At 55.5% G+C, this 16,019-nt stretch carries 18 protein-coding genes; 8 read left to right on the top strand and 10 right to left on the bottom strand.

Going from position 1 to position 16,019, the window contains the following annotated elements; genetic code table 11:
* The first annotated feature begins 34 nt into the window (after window positions 1–34).
* The 3 genes from AC2FIO_RS21300 (at window position 35) to AC2FIO_RS21310 (ending at window position 2,515) form a co-directional block, all read left to right on the top strand.
* Window positions 35–250, top strand: a complete 216-nt coding sequence (locus AC2FIO_RS21300; RefSeq protein ID WP_496699874.1) for a hypothetical protein — start codon at window positions 35–37, stop codon at window positions 248–250.
* 293 nt (window positions 251–543) lie between these two features.
* The gene (locus AC2FIO_RS21305) at window positions 544–2,076 is read left to right on the top strand and encodes a phospholipase D family protein (protein WP_496699875.1); all 1,533 of its coding nucleotides are present in this window, start codon (window positions 544–546) and stop codon (window positions 2,074–2,076) included.
* A gap of 73 nt (window positions 2,077–2,149) precedes the next feature.
* Window positions 2,150–2,515 carry a cupin domain-containing protein gene (locus AC2FIO_RS21310; protein ID WP_282171019.1) on the top strand — a complete coding sequence of 122 codons (366 nt, stop codon included), beginning with the start codon at window positions 2,150–2,152 and terminating at the stop codon, window positions 2,513–2,515.
* A gap of 127 nt (window positions 2,516–2,642) precedes the next feature.
* Here the strand turns inward: AC2FIO_RS21310 and AC2FIO_RS21315 are convergent, their stop codons facing one another.
* The 4 genes from AC2FIO_RS21315 to AC2FIO_RS21330 form a co-directional block, all read right to left on the bottom strand.
* Window positions 2,643–3,914: a TRAP transporter large permease gene (locus tag AC2FIO_RS21315; protein WP_496699876.1), complete on the bottom strand. Its 1,272-nt coding sequence runs from the start codon at window positions 3,912–3,914 to the stop codon at window positions 2,643–2,645.
* 3 nt (window positions 3,915–3,917) lie between these two features.
* The gene (locus AC2FIO_RS21320) at window positions 3,918–4,436 is read right to left on the bottom strand and encodes a TRAP transporter small permease (RefSeq protein WP_496699877.1); all 519 of its coding nucleotides are present in this window, start codon (window positions 4,434–4,436) and stop codon (window positions 3,918–3,920) included.
* A 73-nt stretch (window positions 4,437–4,509) separates the two neighbouring features.
* Window positions 4,510–5,499, bottom strand: coding sequence for a TRAP transporter substrate-binding protein (locus AC2FIO_RS21325; RefSeq protein ID WP_496699878.1), 990 nt, complete (start codon window positions 5,497–5,499; stop codon window positions 4,510–4,512).
* A 114-nt stretch (window positions 5,500–5,613) separates the two neighbouring features.
* On the bottom strand, window positions 5,614–6,207 hold the full coding sequence (locus AC2FIO_RS21330; RefSeq protein WP_496699879.1) for a TetR/AcrR family transcriptional regulator: 594 nt from the start codon (window positions 6,205–6,207) through the stop codon (window positions 5,614–5,616).
* A gap of 113 nt (window positions 6,208–6,320) precedes the next feature.
* Here AC2FIO_RS21330 and AC2FIO_RS21335 point away from each other — a divergent pair, with 113 nt between their 5' ends.
* Both AC2FIO_RS21335 and AC2FIO_RS21340 read left to right on the top strand, forming a co-directional pair.
* On the top strand, window positions 6,321–7,022 hold the full coding sequence (locus AC2FIO_RS21335; protein ID WP_496699880.1) for a PspA/IM30 family protein: 702 nt from the start codon (window positions 6,321–6,323) through the stop codon (window positions 7,020–7,022).
* Window positions 7,023–7,069: 47 nt separating this feature from the next.
* Window positions 7,070–7,360 carry a YiaA/YiaB family inner membrane protein gene (locus AC2FIO_RS21340; RefSeq protein WP_113790425.1) on the top strand — a complete coding sequence of 97 codons (291 nt, stop codon included), beginning with the start codon at window positions 7,070–7,072 and terminating at the stop codon, window positions 7,358–7,360.
* On the opposite strand, the gene AC2FIO_RS21345 is transcribed toward AC2FIO_RS21340, so the two are convergent.
* From AC2FIO_RS21345 to AC2FIO_RS21370, 6 genes are all read right to left on the bottom strand, one after another.
* Window positions 7,357–8,331, bottom strand: coding sequence for a hypothetical protein (locus AC2FIO_RS21345; protein ID WP_496699881.1), 975 nt, complete (start codon window positions 8,329–8,331; stop codon window positions 7,357–7,359). The two genes, AC2FIO_RS21340 and AC2FIO_RS21345, sit on opposite strands and share 4 nt — an antisense overlap.
* Entirely contained in the window at window positions 8,331–9,437 is a 1,107-nt protein-coding gene (locus AC2FIO_RS21350) for a hypothetical protein (protein ID WP_496699882.1), read from the bottom strand. The genes AC2FIO_RS21345 and AC2FIO_RS21350 overlap by 1 nt, the downstream gene beginning before the upstream one ends.
* A complete protein-coding gene (locus AC2FIO_RS21355; RefSeq protein WP_496699883.1) occupies window positions 9,434–10,615 on the bottom strand; it encodes a hypothetical protein in 1,182 nt (393 codons plus the stop codon). Before AC2FIO_RS21355 ends, AC2FIO_RS21350 begins: the two co-directional genes overlap by 4 nt.
* Window positions 10,615–11,490 (bottom strand): ThiF family adenylyltransferase, encoded by an 876-nt coding sequence (locus AC2FIO_RS21360; protein ID WP_496699884.1) that lies wholly within the window; start codon window positions 11,488–11,490, stop codon window positions 10,615–10,617. The genes AC2FIO_RS21355 and AC2FIO_RS21360 overlap by 1 nt, the downstream gene beginning before the upstream one ends.
* Window positions 11,487–12,410: a hypothetical protein gene (locus tag AC2FIO_RS21365; RefSeq protein WP_496699885.1), complete on the bottom strand. Its 924-nt coding sequence runs from the start codon at window positions 12,408–12,410 to the stop codon at window positions 11,487–11,489. Before AC2FIO_RS21365 ends, AC2FIO_RS21360 begins: the two co-directional genes overlap by 4 nt.
* A 374-nt stretch (window positions 12,411–12,784) precedes the next feature.
* Window positions 12,785–12,913 (bottom strand): hypothetical protein, encoded by a 129-nt coding sequence (locus AC2FIO_RS21370; RefSeq protein WP_496699886.1) that lies wholly within the window; start codon window positions 12,911–12,913, stop codon window positions 12,785–12,787.
* 479 nt (window positions 12,914–13,392) lie between these two features.
* On the opposite strand from AC2FIO_RS21370, the gene AC2FIO_RS21375 reads away from it, so the two are divergent.
* From AC2FIO_RS21375 to AC2FIO_RS21385, 3 genes are read left to right on the top strand one after another with little or no spacing between them, the layout of a single operon-like run.
* The gene (locus tag AC2FIO_RS21375; RefSeq protein ID WP_113790432.1) at window positions 13,393–13,956 is read left to right on the top strand and encodes a GbsR/MarR family transcriptional regulator; all 564 of its coding nucleotides are present in this window, start codon (window positions 13,393–13,395) and stop codon (window positions 13,954–13,956) included.
* 40 nt (window positions 13,957–13,996) lie between these two features.
* Complete coding sequence (locus AC2FIO_RS21380) at window positions 13,997–14,698, top strand: DUF4166 domain-containing protein (RefSeq protein ID WP_496699887.1); 702 nt, start codon at window positions 13,997–13,999, stop codon at window positions 14,696–14,698.
* Complete coding sequence (locus AC2FIO_RS21385) at window positions 14,695–15,867, top strand: saccharopine dehydrogenase family protein (RefSeq protein WP_496699888.1); 1,173 nt, start codon at window positions 14,695–14,697, stop codon at window positions 15,865–15,867. The genes AC2FIO_RS21380 and AC2FIO_RS21385 overlap by 4 nt, the downstream gene beginning before the upstream one ends.
* The last annotated feature ends 152 nt before the right edge of the window (window positions 15,868–16,019 follow it).

The raw sequence follows: 16,019 nt of genomic DNA on the forward strand, positions 1-16,019 counted from the left end.
CCGAAACGGGTTCAATCGTGTCAGGAGATTTGTCATGAAAAACCCGGAAAGTTTCGAGAAGTTCTACTTTGCCAAAGTTGGCATGGGTGAAGCCTGCGGCTGTGCCGAGAGGGTGATTGATGTGTACGAATTCAATCGACAAGGCGGCGCACAGTCCACGCGCGCAGTGAAATCAGAAAAACGCAAACGTCGTTCATTCCGATCCTGGGCTATGAAATACGGGTTGCTGAGCCGCAAACCCCGAACCTGATGCTCGTCGCCCATCTGTGGGACGGTGCCGGTGCCATGATACAGTTAGGTGCTTTATGGTCAGAATTGGGGCGCCGATCGGACCTGCAAAACCCGGCAAAAAACCTTCAACTTCGGTATCCGAGACTCCGTCTTCAATTGAAAACGACGAGATCAGGGAACACCCCTGCGCAGGCCTTCTGGGGTTTCGCCCAAACGACACAGGCTTAGGAAACGACCCGGCGAATCCGGAAACAAACTTGCAATCACCCCCACAAGCGTAGTCACCTGAGATGGAACGGGGGGAGAATGTCGATGAAGCCATGGGCCGTCGTGGTTTGTCTGTGCGGTACGCTGGCCATTGCCGCTTGCGCCCCCAAAACGCGAAGTTACGAAAAGACCGTTTCGTCGTCCTTTGCGGCCCCCGCAAACAGCGCCCTAGTGCGCGCGGCCAACCGGCTTGGCGATCCCAAGGACGGGCGGTCCGGGGTAAAACTGATCAGTGATGGGGAACAAGCGCTGGTTTCAAGGCTTTTGCTGGCCGCTGCAGCTGAGCGTACCATCGACGCGCAGTACTACCTTTTGCACAATGACCCCACGGGCCACCTGTTTGCGGCCAGCCTTTTGCAGGCGGCAGACAGGGGCGTTCGTGTCCGGCTGCTTTTGGATGACATGGACACGTCTAGCTACGACGCTATGACCGCAGCGCTGGACTATCACGAGAATATCGAGATTCGGCTGTTCAACCCCTTTTGGCGGGATCAAAGCCTGCTGATTGCGGGACTGACGGATTTCAAACGCATCAATCGCCGGATGCACAACAAATCCATGACCGCAGACAACATGTTCACGATTGTTGGTGGGCGCAACATTGGGGCCGAATATTTCCTGGCCCGGGAAGAAATGAACTATGCCGATCTGGACGTGCTGGCGGCAGGCCCAGTCGTGACTGAAGTTTCCCAGAGCTTTGACGCCTATTGGAACAGTGAATTTGCCGTTCCCGCACGCGTGGTTGTTGGACAACCGGAACCGTTTGACCTGAACGATGCGCGCACAAGGCTGAATGAGTTGGTGGAGGAAGCAAAACAGACCCAGTACGGCGCTGCGCTCAGGAAATCCGCGCAAGAGAATTTTGCCGACGGCGCGCTGCGGCTGAATTGGGTTCCTGCGCGTTTGTATGCGGACCCGCCTTCAAAAGCTGCGGGCGTTGAAACGTCCGACCCCATTCTTGCATCGCAATTGCTGCCGTATTTTGAAATTGCCAGCAGCGAGGTAAATATCATCTCGGCCTATTTCGTGCCGCGCAACAATGGCGTCCGATGGATGACCGAGTTGGAAAATCGCGGTGTGGACGTCAAGGTCGTGACCAATTCCTTAGGGTCAAATGACGTCGTGCCGGTCTATGCGCATTACGCCAAGAAACGCAGAGCGTTGCTGCGCGGTGGTGTTGAGCTTTATGAATTGCGGCCAGATGCCTATCAGGTTCAACGTCGCGGTATCAACTGGGCACAATCCCGATCCGGTCTGCATTCCAAGGCTTTTGCCATCGACGACCGTTACCTCTTTGTTGGCTCATTCAATTGGGACCCGCGGTCTGTGAACATCAATACCGAAATGGGCATTCTGATCGACTCTCCTGCGATGGCCGTTCAAACGATGGGTGCATTGGACGCGGCCCTGCCCGCCTACACCTACCAGGTGACGTTGGAACGCGCAGGCCAGCTTAAATGGAGAACACGAGGAGCGGACGGGGAAATACTGGAATACGATTCCGAGCCCACGGGGTCGGTCTGGGATCACATCGTCTCTGGTTTTCTGAGTATTTTACCGATCGGGTCACAGCTTTAGGCCCGTAAGTAACGACTAACGCGACCGATCATTCTTAGGTTTACCGCTGCGAAAAGCTGAAAGGACGTTCACCGTGAAGTATTGCAAGCTTTATGCCGATGCTGCTGGCGAAAGCCATTGGGATGACATTGACGTCAACCTCGAGGAACGGAGTTTCGCCCCGCCCGCGCAGGCCATCGAGGTATCCGAGCCAGAGCGCGTCAAACAGACAATGTTCCTGCGGCTTCGATCCGGTTGGAACGAGCCTATCCATCCGACCCCGGTGGCGCAAAGGCTGATATGCCTTGCAGGCACAATCCGCGTCACTGCAAGCGATGGAAACTATCGTGACATCGGCCCCGGCGACGTGTGGCACATGGAAGACAAGGTGGGAAAGGGTCACCACACCAGGGTCACAAGCGATCAGGATTTTGAAGCCGTCATAATTCAGCTCGAGTAACTTGGGCGATCCGAGGCCGTATACGAAACCCCAGGCGAAATATTCACCGTCGGACGGCACCGTTTCGACCTGGCGGTTTCCGGGTATGGCTGCTTGGATGAATCCATAGAGTGCGCCGCTTTTGCCGTCAGAACAGCTTGTAAGGAATCCAAAGCGCTAAATCCTGCCAGAACCACAACAACACGGCCGTTGTCAGCATTATGAATGCAAATGGGATGGCCCCTTGAATAACCTCTTCAAGGCGCGCCTTTCCGACAGCCTGAAGAACAAACAGGTTCAATCCGACCGGCGGAGTGATTAGCGCTGTCTCGATCAGGACGACGAAAAAGATGCCGAACCAGATCGGATCAATTCCCATGGCTTCAAGCGCAGGGAAGAGCACCGGAACCATAATCAGCATCATGGAAAGTGCTTCGAGGAAAAAGCCGATAATCAGCAACACAAGCCCGACCGCGAAGATAAATATCGTCGGGTTTGAGATGTTTTCAGTGAGAAAGCTGCTGATCGATTGCGGAATCAGATACAAAGTAATGGCGTAAGAAAAAACTTTGGCACCCGCGACGATGATGAAGATCATCACGGTGGTTATCAGTGAATCATGCACGGCTTCTCGCAGTTTTGCGAAGTTCATTCTTCCCATCGCGAATGTTATGACCATCGCGATCACGAACCCTATGCCCGCGCTTTCTGATGGCGTGGCTATTCCTGCATAGATTGATCCAATGATTGCTATAGCCAAGATGACAGTCGGAAGCGCACTTAATGTCACCAGCAGCCGTTGTTTCATTGGCATGCGCTCGACTTTTAAGCTCTCTTTGCCGCGCGCATAAAGCATGGCGTAGATGATAAAGAGCGTTGCAAGGAACAAGCCAGGTCCAATTCCGGCAAGGAAAAGCGTTGGAATCGAAGTCTCGGTAATGACGCCATAGATGATCAGCGGGATCGATGGGGGGATCAGAATGCCCAGGGTTCCTCCGGCGGCGAGTTGTCCCAAGATGAATGGACGGTCATAGCCGCGCTTTTCCATCTCGGGGATGGCGACGGTGCCAATTGTGGCCGCCGTCGCCACCGAGGATCCCGAAATCGCGGAAAAAAGCGTGCAGCTTTTGATCGTAGCTACGCCCAATCCCCCGGGCCAATGCCCGACCCAAGCCTGCACACTGGCAAAGAGATCCCGTCCGACGCCGCCTTTCAACAGCACGTTTGACATGAGCAGGAACAAAGGCACGGCCAAAAGTTCAAAACTGTCCATCGTCCCGAATAGGCGCTGCGGTACGGCAATCAGTGGGAGCCCTTTCAGCCATAACAGCACAACGCCAAGTGCGCCCATGGCAAAGGCGACGGGCACGCGCAAAAGTAGCAAACCCAGCAGGGCCCCGATGATCAGAATGGTTTGCAAGGGTCAGTGACCCCCAAGTTCATGGCTTTGCAGGTTCGCCTGACCCGCCCACACCCGGTAGATTTCCACCAAAGCCTGAAGTGACAGCAAACCAAACCCAACCCAGATCGCCGATTGAGTATAGGCCTTGGGTACAGCAAGGTAGCTGTCCGTCGTGTGCCCGGCGAGGGTGGATTTCAGCCAGATGTCCCAGCCATACCGTGCGGCGACGCATCCGAAGAACACGATAACAAGCAACGAAAACGTCTCGACAATCCGGCGCCTAAGCGTGTTCGCATCCCGGAACGCCAAATCAATGACGATGTTCTGGCGGTGCTTTAGAACATAGGCTGTCGCGCCAAAAGTAGCCCACACCTGAAAGATCCTTGCGACCTCATCCACCCAGACCGTCGGGCTGGTGAGCGCGTAGCGCATGAAGACCTCGTAAGCCACGAAAATTCCTATGGCAAAGAACATCCATCCGGCGAAAATACCGAAGAGTTCAGACAGCCAATCGACGGTTCTGGTCAGGGCTTGCAGCATTCGGAGCGCCTCGCCAAGAGAAGAAGCAACCGAACCAGAGATGTCCGCTTGCTTTGACAATATGAAGAAGGGATTACATTCCGGACACGACTGAAATCACTTCGGCGGCTGTATCGCCTGCGTCATCGACGAAACGCTGAGAAACGCTCGAGGTCGCCTCAATCCATTGCTGACGCTCTTCATCGGTCAGGTCGACCACGGTCATCAGGCCGCGCATTTCGTCGATCGTTGCATCTTCTTCTGCGTAGATCGCGTCACGCAATTGCTGTTCGACCTCAGCGGCGGCGTCCAGAATGATCTGCTGATGCTCAGGCGAAAGGCTTTCGAAAAAGTCGTTGTTCATGACGGCGACAAATTCGATGGCACTGTCATATGACAAGGTCATGTGATCCATCACTTCGTGCAGTTTTCGTGACTTCACGGCAGACGCACCTGTCATTCCCACATCGACAGCACCCTGCTGATAGGCCAGAAACTGTTTGGACCCCGACATCAGCGTGGGTGCGCCACCAAGCGCCTCGACCGTCCAACCAATCACCTTACCGTAGGTCCGGACTTTTTGGTCCTTGAGATCGGCGGGTGTTCGGATGGCAGACCCGTTCGACAAATAGACGTTACGCCCAAACGCCTGCCACCACAGAACCTTGGCCCCGGTTTCCTCAAGTACAGCGGCATCCAGTATGTTGCGCATTGGTGATCCAGTGGCAACGGCCGCCCGCAGATGGTCTTCATCACGGAAAAAGAAGGGCAGGTTCACAACGTCTACCGCTGGGACCGCCCCAGTAAATCGGCCAAGAAACGCCGAACCGGCTTCGACAGCGCCTGTACCCACTGCTTCTGGAACCTCCTTATCTTTGTAAAGCTGCGCTGACGGGAACAACTGAACCGTTAGCTCACCGCCGGACTTCTCTTCAACGATATCCTTGAACGCGATCCAGTTCTGTCCAAGCGAATGAGTCTCTGGCAACTGTAACGTGACTCGGATGATTGTTTCGGCCTGCACCATGATCGGAGCCGACGCGATGAGCGTTACAGCCAACGCCGCCTTAAACATGTTACGCATGATTCCTCCGTAGAATATTCGGATTTTCCGCTTTCTTAACTTGTTTGGCAGCGTCGCAATGCGATGGCATTAATGTCAATTCCATATGCATCCAAATTCGGGAAATCAAAAAATCTACCCTAGCTGATACCCTTGCAGATATTGGGACATGAACTCGGACAATTCAGCTTGTACCGCATCCGGGTCCAACGCGACGAACCGACCTTCCAGCGATAGCTTTACTATGCCGTGCACGGCAGAAAACACAGTTCGTGCACGCGAAGCCAAGGTGTCGTCGTCCAACTGAGGGTTCAATTGCGATAACGGAGCGATGATCTCGGCGATGAGCACCGCGTGTTCCTCAAGGTGCCATTGCGGGACCGGTACGCCCGGCTGCATCCGGTGATCGAATAAAGCGGCCCATAGGTTTGGGTTCTCGGTACCGAAATCCAGGTAAGCCAACGCAAGTGCAAGCAGCTTTTCCTTGGGCGTCTCCTGCGATGCGGGGGCGTTTTGTAGTGAGACGTGCAAACGCGCCAGTGTGCGCGAGTTCACCGCCAGTATCAGAAGGTCCAGATCTTCAAACGCATTATAAAGACTGCCCAGCGCACACCCGGCATCTTTTGTGATGTCACGTGCGCGCAGAGCGGCCAAACCTTGCGATTCAATACGCTTTTCCGCAGCATCCAAGATCTTTTTTTTCAGAATTTCTCTTTTACTTTCTGCCATTTAAACCTCGCAGGCTCAAAATTTATGAACATCGTTCATTTTTTCTGTTGAACAATGTTCAGAATCATCGCATAGTCATTTCATGAACAATGTTCATAAACGAGGAGCCAAAGATGTTCAAACAGTTTGCCACTTTGTTAAGAGGCCGGGCCTTTGAGGCGGCAACCGTTGTTACGGATCGTCACGCTCTGCCCATTTTGCGTCAGCAAATCCGGGATTGCGCCCATGCCATTCAGGTGTCGCGCAAGGCGGTCGCCGTCGCAATGGCGCAGAACGAACAAGAGATCAAACAGCACAAGAGGTTGACCCAACAGATCGCGGACCTCGAAACGCGCACGCTGGATGCCTTGCAACAAGACCGCGAGGATCTGGCCCGGGATGCTGCCGAGACAATCGCCCATCTTGAGGCAGAGCGTGACGTGTCAACGCAAGCGCAGGCCCGGTTTGAAACCGAGATCAGCCGCCTACGCACTGTCCTGCGCGAGGCCGAAACCCGGCTAAGGCAGTTACAGCGTGGTCAGCGCCTTGCCACAGCCACGGACAAGACGCAGCGCCTTCAGCAAGTCGCGCCCGACGGTGGGTTGTCCACACTCCGCGAGGCGGAAGACACCTTGCAGCGTTTGCAAGAGCGTCAAAGCGAGATGGACGCCACCGCGCGCGCCATGACCGAGCTGGAAGCAACGGGTTCGGCCGAGCACATTCGCGACAAGTTGGCCGAAGCCGGGTGCGGCAAGCCTTTGCGGTCAAACGCTGACGACGTTCTCGATCGCCTGAAAAAGAAGGCGCAGAAATCTAATAAATCGAAATCGAGCTGACGACCGAACTGAATTGAACCAACAGAGAAATTGAAAGGAATTGATCCATGAATACCGAAGAAAACCTGAACCTGCCGCAATCCAACGCCTGGAACATGTTCACCATTATTTCGTTCATTGTCGCGGCAGCGATGATGGCCGGCGGCATCTACTTCCTGGAAGCCAGCTTTGCGGCAAAAGGGTTCTACTCCATGTCCGCGTTGATGTTGGTACATACCACCGTTTCGATCACAAAAACCCTGCGCGACCGTGAGGAATCGCAACGTCTGCACAATCGGATTGAAGACGCAAAGACCGAAAAGCTGCTGAAAGAGGTGGGCGAGAACATCGCCGCCTAAACGATAACCTCGCGCACCGTCAGGCGCGTTCGACTGGGGGTGGCACCGTTGGCGACCCCCAGTCTTAACGCGTTAAAAAGAACCCTGTCGGCTGGTATGGAAAAACGATCCGAAACAGCGGCGCGTGTAAGTGGGTCATCCGCCAAAGCCGCGGCAGGCCAACCCACCAACCCACGGGCTGCAGCTTGTAACCAGGACCGATAGAACGCCCGGCCAGCGGTGACCATCGACCCACTTTCAGGCCAGTGAAACAGTGCGATTGCACCTGCACCACGGCCGCGCGCAGCCTCGCCCGACAGGTGCGGGCCAAGGCCCAGAAACGATAAAAAATCATAAAGCCTGCCACCCAGAATGGTTGGTGCAATCCTTGCAGTAGCCGCATCCATAGCAAGTACCTCTCGGTTCAGACCGTCGGTGTGGTAGTTGGGATCGCCCTCGCGCAAGCGCATCCAGTGCAGCAACTCGGAACGAAAGTCACTGGACCGCATAACACGGGCCGAGGCGATGTCGATTTGCCCGGCAAGCCATTCGATCTGGGACGCATCCTGGACCAATGTCATGTGGTCGGCGCGCCAATTTCGGAAGGCTTCTTGCGGTGCAGGTATAAAACCTGCTCGATGCGTCAGACGCTTTGAAACCTCCTTGGCCAGCACAACATCACCGGTATCGGCGGTTGTCTTGGGGACAATGCGAGCAATCATGCGCATTCCCGCCTCGACCGGCGCTTCCGACAAGGTTACGTCGGCACCAAATCCGCGCGCCGCCAGGGCCAACACCGTGCCCTCGACCGCCGCACCACAGGAGACGTCCAGATCACGATCGTCCGGATCACCAACAGGCAGGCGCCGTGACAGATCAGCATGGACCTCGATACACGCGCCATCCAACCGCCATCGCGCTGGCTGCGTGTTATGCGCCGAAGGGGCAAGCATCGCCTGCGCAACAATTGCTTCAAATTCTGCGCGATCCACTACGTCAGCTCCTTGGAAAACAGGTGCAATCTGTGCAACGGCACGGCCCCCGCCTTTTCAGTTTGGCGTAAACTGGCCGCATTTTCGTCAGCAATCCACGTGCCACCAACCGTTTTGTATCCCGCGGCCATCATGTCCCGTGTCATCTCGCTCAGCATCAATGGATTGACCGAACGGCCCTGAAACTCGGGCATTACGCCCTGAAAAATGACCACTGCGCGGTCACGGCGGGCCTTGTATTTGAGGTAGTGATACGGCAACGACAGGCGCAATCGCGATCCGATCCGCCGGAGCAACGGGTTGAGATCGGGAATGGCAATCACCGCGCCCGCAGGTTGACCACGATAATGCACAACCTTTGAAATCCGCGGGTCCATGATCCATTTCATGTCTTTGGCCTGAAAGTGGAACTCTTCAGCCGTCACCGGAACAAACATTGGGTTGTCTTTGAAGCTGCGGTTCAGAATGGCACGGGCGTCTTCAAGCCGCTCGGCGATGGTCGCACGGGTGACAGGCGCGAAAGAGAACCCTTGCTCTAACAATTGCGCGCGCTGCTCGTCGGGCAAAACCTGCGGGGCCGGGTTTGAGTCTAGACGCCGCTCGAACGTCGTCATCGCAAAGTGTGGCTGATATCCATTCGCCTCAAGCAGCCCTGGCAGGTGCGCAGGCCCGCAGATCTGATCGGTAAAAGGGGCCCGGTCAAAACCATCCGTCATGATCCCGGCCTGCTGCATCGCGGTCAGGTTGAAATTGCCGGTCAACCGGGTCATGCCTTTCGCGCGGGACCAGCTTTCCGCCGCCTGCAGCAATTGCGCAGCGGCCTCGGGATCATTTGCGCAATCGAAAAAGCCAAAGCATCCTCGCGCCTCATGATGCAGGTCGTTCGACCCCCGATGTAGATGGGCCGTGATGCGACCCACAGGCTTGCCTTGGCGTTTCACCGAGAAATAGGTGAAATCCGATGCATCGAAAAACAACGGATTCTTGATCGACAGGAAACGTTTCAGATCTGCCTTCATCGGCGACACATACGGAGTGCCGGCACCATAGGCGTGAAACGGGGCCGCGAAGAAACTTGCAAAATCCCTTTCGAGCAGCTCAATCATACTGCCCCCTCATGTACCAAGACGCGCGCCATGCGCTGTACGGCGCGCAAGGCTGCACCGGTACTGTCCAGGGTCGCGATTTCAGGGCTGTTGAGCATGACCACCCGCATTGGGGTGCCGGACAGGAACACCGCATGGGTCGCATCAAAACGGGCGAACAGCCAATTGACCTGTTCGTCATCCGTTGCCCCCAATTGTTGCACGGGTGTTGTGGTGAAGCTGGCGCGCAAATCATCAAGATTCATGTCCATCAAATCTGCTTCTTCAACCAGTATCAAGTCCGGAGATCCGGCAGCACGGCGCAGCAAAGTCAGGCTGGCTTGTGGTCCCTGCCCTTTGACATCCGCAATCTCGCGCAGAGCGATCAGCTGGCGATCCTTAATCCGCAAGGCAATCGCTGCCTGCCAAATTGCCAATAGCATGAGCGTGGACAAAGTGATCGCCATTACCTGCACGCCAGACCTCATATCCACCGGCACGATCGCCGAAAAGATCAGCGGTAGCAGAACGGCCATGACTATAACGATGCCGAAACCTCTCAGCGTATCCCACGGCCGCAATCCGGAACGGTTCATCCCGATCGACAACCAGCACAGTCCCAGCACGGCCACGCCACCCAGTCTGACCGGCAGGTCAAGCGTTGTCCCACGCATGAAATCTGTCGCCAGAAACGGCAGGATCAGCAGAAAGGACAGGCTTATCCAATTGATGGTTCTATTTTCCGCCGATGACAGGCTGTCTTTGTCACGCCGCAACACAAACAGAGCGACGCCGCCCAAACCGAACAGTTGAAACAGCAGCAGACCGGCCAGCCGGGTGATCTCAACACTGCTGAACTGGAAAAGGCCCAACAGCCCGAATACCACGCCCCCCCAAGCACAGAATTGTTTCAGAACCGGCGGCGCGTGGCGGCGCGTAAGCCCTTCGGACAGAACAAGTGCAGCCAAAGGTATCAGTGCCGCGCAGAAATTTGTGACCGCCGAAAACAGCCAGCCCCAGCCGCCCCAGTGACCAATCCGCGCCAGCATCAGAACAACCAGAACCCACAAGCAGAATCGAAACCGTTTAGCGATTTCCGGCCTCTGCACCAGGTCCTGAAGATGCAGCAACACAGTTGCCGCACCCAGCGCCGCACAGAGCGAAACCCAGGCATCCGCCAGAAAAGCCGCAGTATCCATCATGACGCCAGCAACTTGTTCATCTGCCGTCGAACCAGCGGACGCATCAGCGCGGCAAGAAAGCGCGGTAAAGGCCGCTCAACCTTGCCAGTGTGTGGGTTCAGAAACCAACCGCGATAGTCCGCGCCGTGAGGGCGGCCCAGAACAGATTGAAGCGCCTCTCCTCCCATCAATGTTCCTGCCATAATCACCATCGGTGCAAAGGACATGCGGCTGCGGGTTCCAGCAATCACCTCACCTGCCAGAGCCAGATCAACGTGGTGCCGGGATGAGGAATGGGTCAGCACATATTCGGCCTCGGCTTTGGCCGCCGCATCCCGCAACTCGGGGGTCAGCGCGTTCCAGCTGGTGCCGCTTGTGGTGTAGCCCAGACGCTCCTCGGGCATGGGGTCGTCGGGGGTTGTGACATAGACTGACGGCAACGGCGACGCATAGGCATCGATCACCGCGCGCCCTTTGGCCCGCGCCGTGCGATATAACAGCAAGCTGGCACCAAGATCGTCGGTGCCATTGATCACGACATCCGCGCTTTGAACCAGACGATCCACATGGTCGGACCATTCCGCACCAAGCACCTCAATCTCAGCTTCGGGATTGATTTGTAGACACTGATCCCGGGTTGCCTGCGCTTTGTCCTGATCGACTGTCTTCAGCGTTGCAAACAGTTGTCGGTTCAGGTTGGACACTTCGAACGCATCCAAATCGGCTAGGATCAACCGGCCCACCCCGGCGCGGATCAGGGTCATGATCGCGCTGCCCCCCATTCCTCCGGTGCCGCAGACGAACACACAGGCGTTGCGCAGGTGTGATTGTTCGTCCCCGGACACAAAACCGAGGTTGCGGGTGGTGAAGTCCTGATAGGTAAATTCCGTCATTTATTCTGCTCTCGTGGCCTAAGGATGCCAAATTCGTGCCGCGTGTCTGCCCATTGCCAAAGCGGCATCGCCAGCCGCTGCAAAACCGCGGCTATGACAGCAAGGGCAAGTGCAGCAACGGATCCGCGCGGAACTTCGCGCCCGACATAAGACAGGGCGGTTGGCATATCCATTTGCCCCAATTGCAGGATGTCATCACCCCGATCATAGTCGAGCTGGTTCTCGCAGAACGCATTGACGACCTGATCCCGATGTTTCGGCGCATCCTCGAAGGTTTTCTTCAGATAATCCGACCCGCCAGTATAGGCGTTGGTGATCACAAAGCGGTCTTCGTCAAACCCTGCATCAGGTCCGACGCCGAAAACATGGCGGTGATCCTTGATGATACTTCGCGCCAAATGCAGATGCAGAAGACTGCGTCGGTTCTGCGGCCCTGTCTGCGCCGTGGGAAACACACGGGCAAAGCCCTGACCAACCAGCCCCACAACTGCAGGGACTTGTGTCACATTCGAAACCCAAAGCGGGCGCATACCATTTCGAAACAAGAGCAGCACACAGGTCAACCCATAGAGAACCCAGCTGAAGCCCTGGTTGCGAAGAGCTGGATCAACCATGACCAATCCCAGATGCAACACCGGTTCGGACCGGTGTCCTAGATCGACATCCATCAGTGCCAAGGCATTGAAGGCAACCGGCGTATTGTCATCTCGGCGCGAAATCAGAGTGATTACCGAATGCTCAAGCCGGTCGCGATCCCCGGCGAAAACGCCATACGCCAGTTCCCCGGTAGGCAACGTTTTCGACGCCACGCTCCGCAGATTCTCGACTAGGTTGTCCAGTTCATCGCTCGGCATCCAGAGGCCGGGGCGTTCGACAATGCGTACGTGGTATTCACCCGGAATACCCAGACGAATATCCATGTAACGCTGCGAAGCCGCGTTAATTATGGCACTTATCAAATTCCGTTCCCGTTAATGTCTGCTCAAATCCGGATCCGAACTATGTTTCGGTAAAGCCAACGTTTGAAATCAACCTTGCCTGCAGTCGCATCGCTTCGTCATCAACCGGTTTTTTTCTTTTCGGCGCAAGTCCTGAATTCCGCCAGCGTCCAACCAACTTCTCTTTCCGCCGTCAGCAAGGTGGTCGACATATCCGCCGCTTGTACCCCAGGATAGCAAAGGAAGTCGGCGGGGATATTTCTGCCAAAGCCGACCGCCCGAATGTCACTTTTATTGTCGGGTCGCGCTCAAACCTCGCTACCCTGACAAAGTACAATTTGAGCATTGGGAGCTCCTTAAACCGGATAAAAAATTTCCCGGCTGTATCCCATTGCTTCATAGGTCTGCGAAACACTGCTAACCTGCCCGACCAATTCCAGCAACCCGAGTTTCGGATCGATGGTCTTTTCCGGAATGCTTGTCATTGATCGCCTCGCCTTGCTTGCGCACCAGAAGGGCGAAAATGTCAGATCAAGTTGTTTGCCTTGCACCCAAGACTACTGTCGGCTGGCTGTTTTGAAACGCGTCAAATCTTGCACAGATTGCGTGTCACCCGCGGGCGCTCCAAGCCAGTCGATCTGATCAGGCGAGCGTTCCGGTGCATCCACATGTTATTCTTTTGCGCGCCTGACCCTATCATTCAAGATCACTTGATAAAGCTCTTCGACGCCCATGTCGGTTGCTTTCCATGTCATTTCTTGTTGATGGCTGCCATACATATTCCTGAGATTTACCGGCGCAGATTTTAACGCTGAACGGCTGCATGAATGCTATGAGGAGAAATCTCCTTAAATCAGTTGTTCGATCGCCTTTGGACATTGGGCCGTCGCGTCAGCACGAAATTAGGTGTCATTGAATCAACAAAGGTCTTGATTTTCGCCCCATCTTATCTGATATTTCCGTCATGACAGAAATTTATGACATAACGAAATCAGACGCTGCAAGCCAGTTCATTCTTTATTGGGGTGATATGGGCAATCAATGGGGCGTCAATCGCTCTGTGGCGCAGATTCACGCGCTGCTTTACCTTAGCTCCAAACCCCTTAATGCCGAGCAGATCGCCGAGTCGTTGGGTATTGCGCGATCCAACGTGTCCAACTCGCTCAAAGAATTGGTGAGCTGGCGCCTCATTCGCCGCATTCCGGTGCCAGGCGACCGACGCGAGCATTATGAGGCCGAAGTGGATGTCTGGGAAATGGGGATCCGCATCGCCCAAGGGCGCAAGGAACGCGAGATTGATCCGGCGACACAAGCCCTGCGCGCGTGCGTGGCCCAGGCTGAAACCGAAAGCAGTCTTGACCCAACAGCGTTGCGGCGCATGCAGGACATGCAAGAATTTCTGGCCACCGCCGATACGTGGTTCAGCGATATGCTTACGGTGCCCCGTCCGAAACTGGTAATGTTGATGAAAATGGGAACCAAAGTCGTTTCCCTGCTCAGCTTCACCGGTGGCAAAAAAAGCAGCTAAAAATTTGTCCCGCAATTTCCCTTTTGACGGAAAAAACAGAATGATCGAAATTAGCAAAAAGATAGCGCCGCCGGGCCCGAAGCCGGCTCAACCGCAATCCGATGCGGTCAGCAGTCTGGATGATCGGTTCAAGAACTTGCTGGGGGTTTCGGCATGGTCTCGCCTGCCCAAAGCAATTCAGCGCCGGTTCAGCAAGCGTCTGCTGGGTGATGCCAGCCTTGCCTATCAGGGCCGCGTGACCCAAATGCGGATGAACCCCGCAGGGCGCGCGCTGGCCTTTGCCTTGCGCGTGATCGGGGCACCGCTGCCGTTTGATCGCACCTCGGTCGGTCGATCCGCCGTGGTCACCGTCACCGAAGATGCGGCAACGGGCGGGCAATTTTGGATCCGGCAATATGGTCGGGCGGCCGGGTTTCCACAGATGGTCGGCAGCTCAAAACGCTTTGCCGGGCCGACCGGATTGGAAGAATATATCGGCTTTGGGATCGGCATCTCGCTAAAGCTCGAAAGCACAGCGAACGGTCTCTATTTCGTTAGCGACCGGTACTTCCTGAAACTGGGGCAAAAACGACTGCCTCTGCCACGGTGGTTCTGTCCTGGGGGACTTGTGGTGGGCCACGAAGAACTCGGGGGTGGGCAGTTCCGGTTCACTCTGGAACTGGTGCATCCGCTTTTTGGTCAGCTGATCTGGCAGGACGCAACCTTTCATGATGCTGAGATTATCGGGAGTGTCCCGTCATGAAGGTCGTGATTATCGGCGGATACGGTGTTTTCGGATCCCTGACGGCCCGATTGCTGGCACGTGATGGGCATCAGCTTTGGCTGGCCGGGCGACGCCCTGAAAAGGGTCGCGCTCTGGCTCAGGAACTCGGGGCGCAAACCCTGAAATTGGACATTGGCAAAGCACCAGAGGCTGTTTTCGACGTTAAGCCAGACGTTGTGATTGATGCGGCAGGACCGTTCCAACACTATGGTGATGATCCGTACAAAGTCCCGAAACTCTGTATCGCTCATGGCTGCCACTATCTTGATCTGTCGGACAGCGCCACGTTCACGAAGGGAATTGCTGCTTTGAACACCGACGCAACAGCCGCAGGTGTTTTTGCCCTTTCCGGCGCATCCAGTGTGCCCGGTCTGTCCTCCTGTATTGCCGAAAACTTGATCGAAGGTATGGATGAAGTTGATGTTATCGACATCGCTATCCTGCCAGGTAACCGGGCACCGCGAGGCATGTCCGTTATCAAGAGTATTGTCAGCGGTGTCGGACGGCGGCATCAGGTGTGGCGCAATGGTGCCTGGCAAACAACTAGCGGATGGGCGGATCGCAAGTTGTATGAGTTGGAACCGGGTATGAGGCGCGCCGGATACAGCGTCGACGTTCCCGACATCGCACTGCTGCCGGAAAAGACAGGCGCGAAGAGCGTCATGTTTCGTGCAGGTCTGGAACTTCCGTTGATGAACTGGGCATTACATCTGCTGGCTAAACTCAGGCAGTACGGGCACTTTGAATTACCGGACATTGCCTATTCTGCGCTCTACGTTCTTTCAAAAGCGCTTTATCCCTTCGGGAGTGACCGAGGCGGTATGCAGGTAAGTGTTTCCGGCAAGCGCGCCGGGCAGAGCCTGACCCGAAAATGGAAGCTGATCGCGGAAAAGGGGCACGGTCCTTTTGTTCCCGGTGTCATGTGCCGCGCGATCCTGCGAGAACATGACAACGTGAATGCAGGTGCGCGACCCTGTCTGGCAGAGCTGACAAGGCCCCTGGTTGAAGGCGCTATGGCAGATCTGGAAATTCGTACTGAGATCGTCGACCTGATGGATCAAAGCACAACTGACCCAAGAGGCGACGTGCAACAGAGCAAACGCTCAGTCAATTCGGACAGGCAGCGCCTAAACACAGCAGCACCTTGAAAGAACCTGAACTCGAATCAAAAACGGCAAATAGTGGCATTTTGCGATACGCCATACAGTTCACTTAATTCAAGATTTGACGCATTGGCTAATAGGCTGGTCCGCAACCTTGTATTTCAGCCTAGATAACAATCGCGGCAAGGACCTCAGCT

It is taken from the genome of Ruegeria sp. CDSB086, assembly GCF_059611065.1.

Bases quoted from the DNA above. Each gene is read 5' to 3' on its own strand.
- AC2FIO_RS21300 (WP_496699874.1), top strand. From the start codon at position 35: ATGAAAAACCCGGAAAGTTTCGAGAAGTTCTACTTTGCCAAAGTTGGC.
- AC2FIO_RS21305 (WP_496699875.1), top strand. From the start codon at position 544: ATGAAGCCATGGGCCGTCGTGGTTTGTCTGTGCGGTACGCTGGCCATT.
- AC2FIO_RS21320 (WP_496699877.1), bottom strand. From the start codon at position 4,436: ATGCTGCAAGCCCTGACCAGAACCGTCGATTGGCTGTCTGAACTCTTC.
- AC2FIO_RS21325 (WP_496699878.1), bottom strand. From the start codon at position 5,499: ATGCGTAACATGTTTAAGGCGGCGTTGGCTGTAACGCTCATCGCGTCG.
- AC2FIO_RS21330 (WP_496699879.1), bottom strand. From the start codon at position 6,207: ATGGCAGAAAGTAAAAGAGAAATTCTGAAAAAAAAGATCTTGGATGCT.
- AC2FIO_RS21335 (WP_496699880.1), top strand. From the start codon at position 6,321: ATGTTCAAACAGTTTGCCACTTTGTTAAGAGGCCGGGCCTTTGAGGCG.
- AC2FIO_RS21340 (WP_113790425.1), top strand. From the start codon at position 7,070: ATGAATACCGAAGAAAACCTGAACCTGCCGCAATCCAACGCCTGGAAC.
- AC2FIO_RS21350 (WP_496699882.1), bottom strand. From the start codon at position 9,437: ATGATTGAGCTGCTCGAAAGGGATTTTGCAAGTTTCTTCGCGGCCCCG.
- AC2FIO_RS21355 (WP_496699883.1), bottom strand. From the start codon at position 10,615: ATGGATACTGCGGCTTTTCTGGCGGATGCCTGGGTTTCGCTCTGTGCG.
- AC2FIO_RS21360 (WP_496699884.1), bottom strand. From the start codon at position 11,490: ATGACGGAATTTACCTATCAGGACTTCACCACCCGCAACCTCGGTTTT.
- AC2FIO_RS21365 (WP_496699885.1), bottom strand. From the start codon at position 12,410: ATGGATATTCGTCTGGGTATTCCGGGTGAATACCACGTACGCATTGTC.
- AC2FIO_RS21370 (WP_496699886.1), bottom strand. From the start codon at position 12,913: ATGACAAGCATTCCGGAAAAGACCATCGATCCGAAACTCGGGTTGCTG.
- AC2FIO_RS21375 (WP_113790432.1), top strand. From the start codon at position 13,393: ATGACAGAAATTTATGACATAACGAAATCAGACGCTGCAAGCCAGTTC.
- AC2FIO_RS21380 (WP_496699887.1), top strand. From the start codon at position 13,997: ATGATCGAAATTAGCAAAAAGATAGCGCCGCCGGGCCCGAAGCCGGCT.
- AC2FIO_RS21385 (WP_496699888.1), top strand. From the start codon at position 14,695: ATGAAGGTCGTGATTATCGGCGGATACGGTGTTTTCGGATCCCTGACG.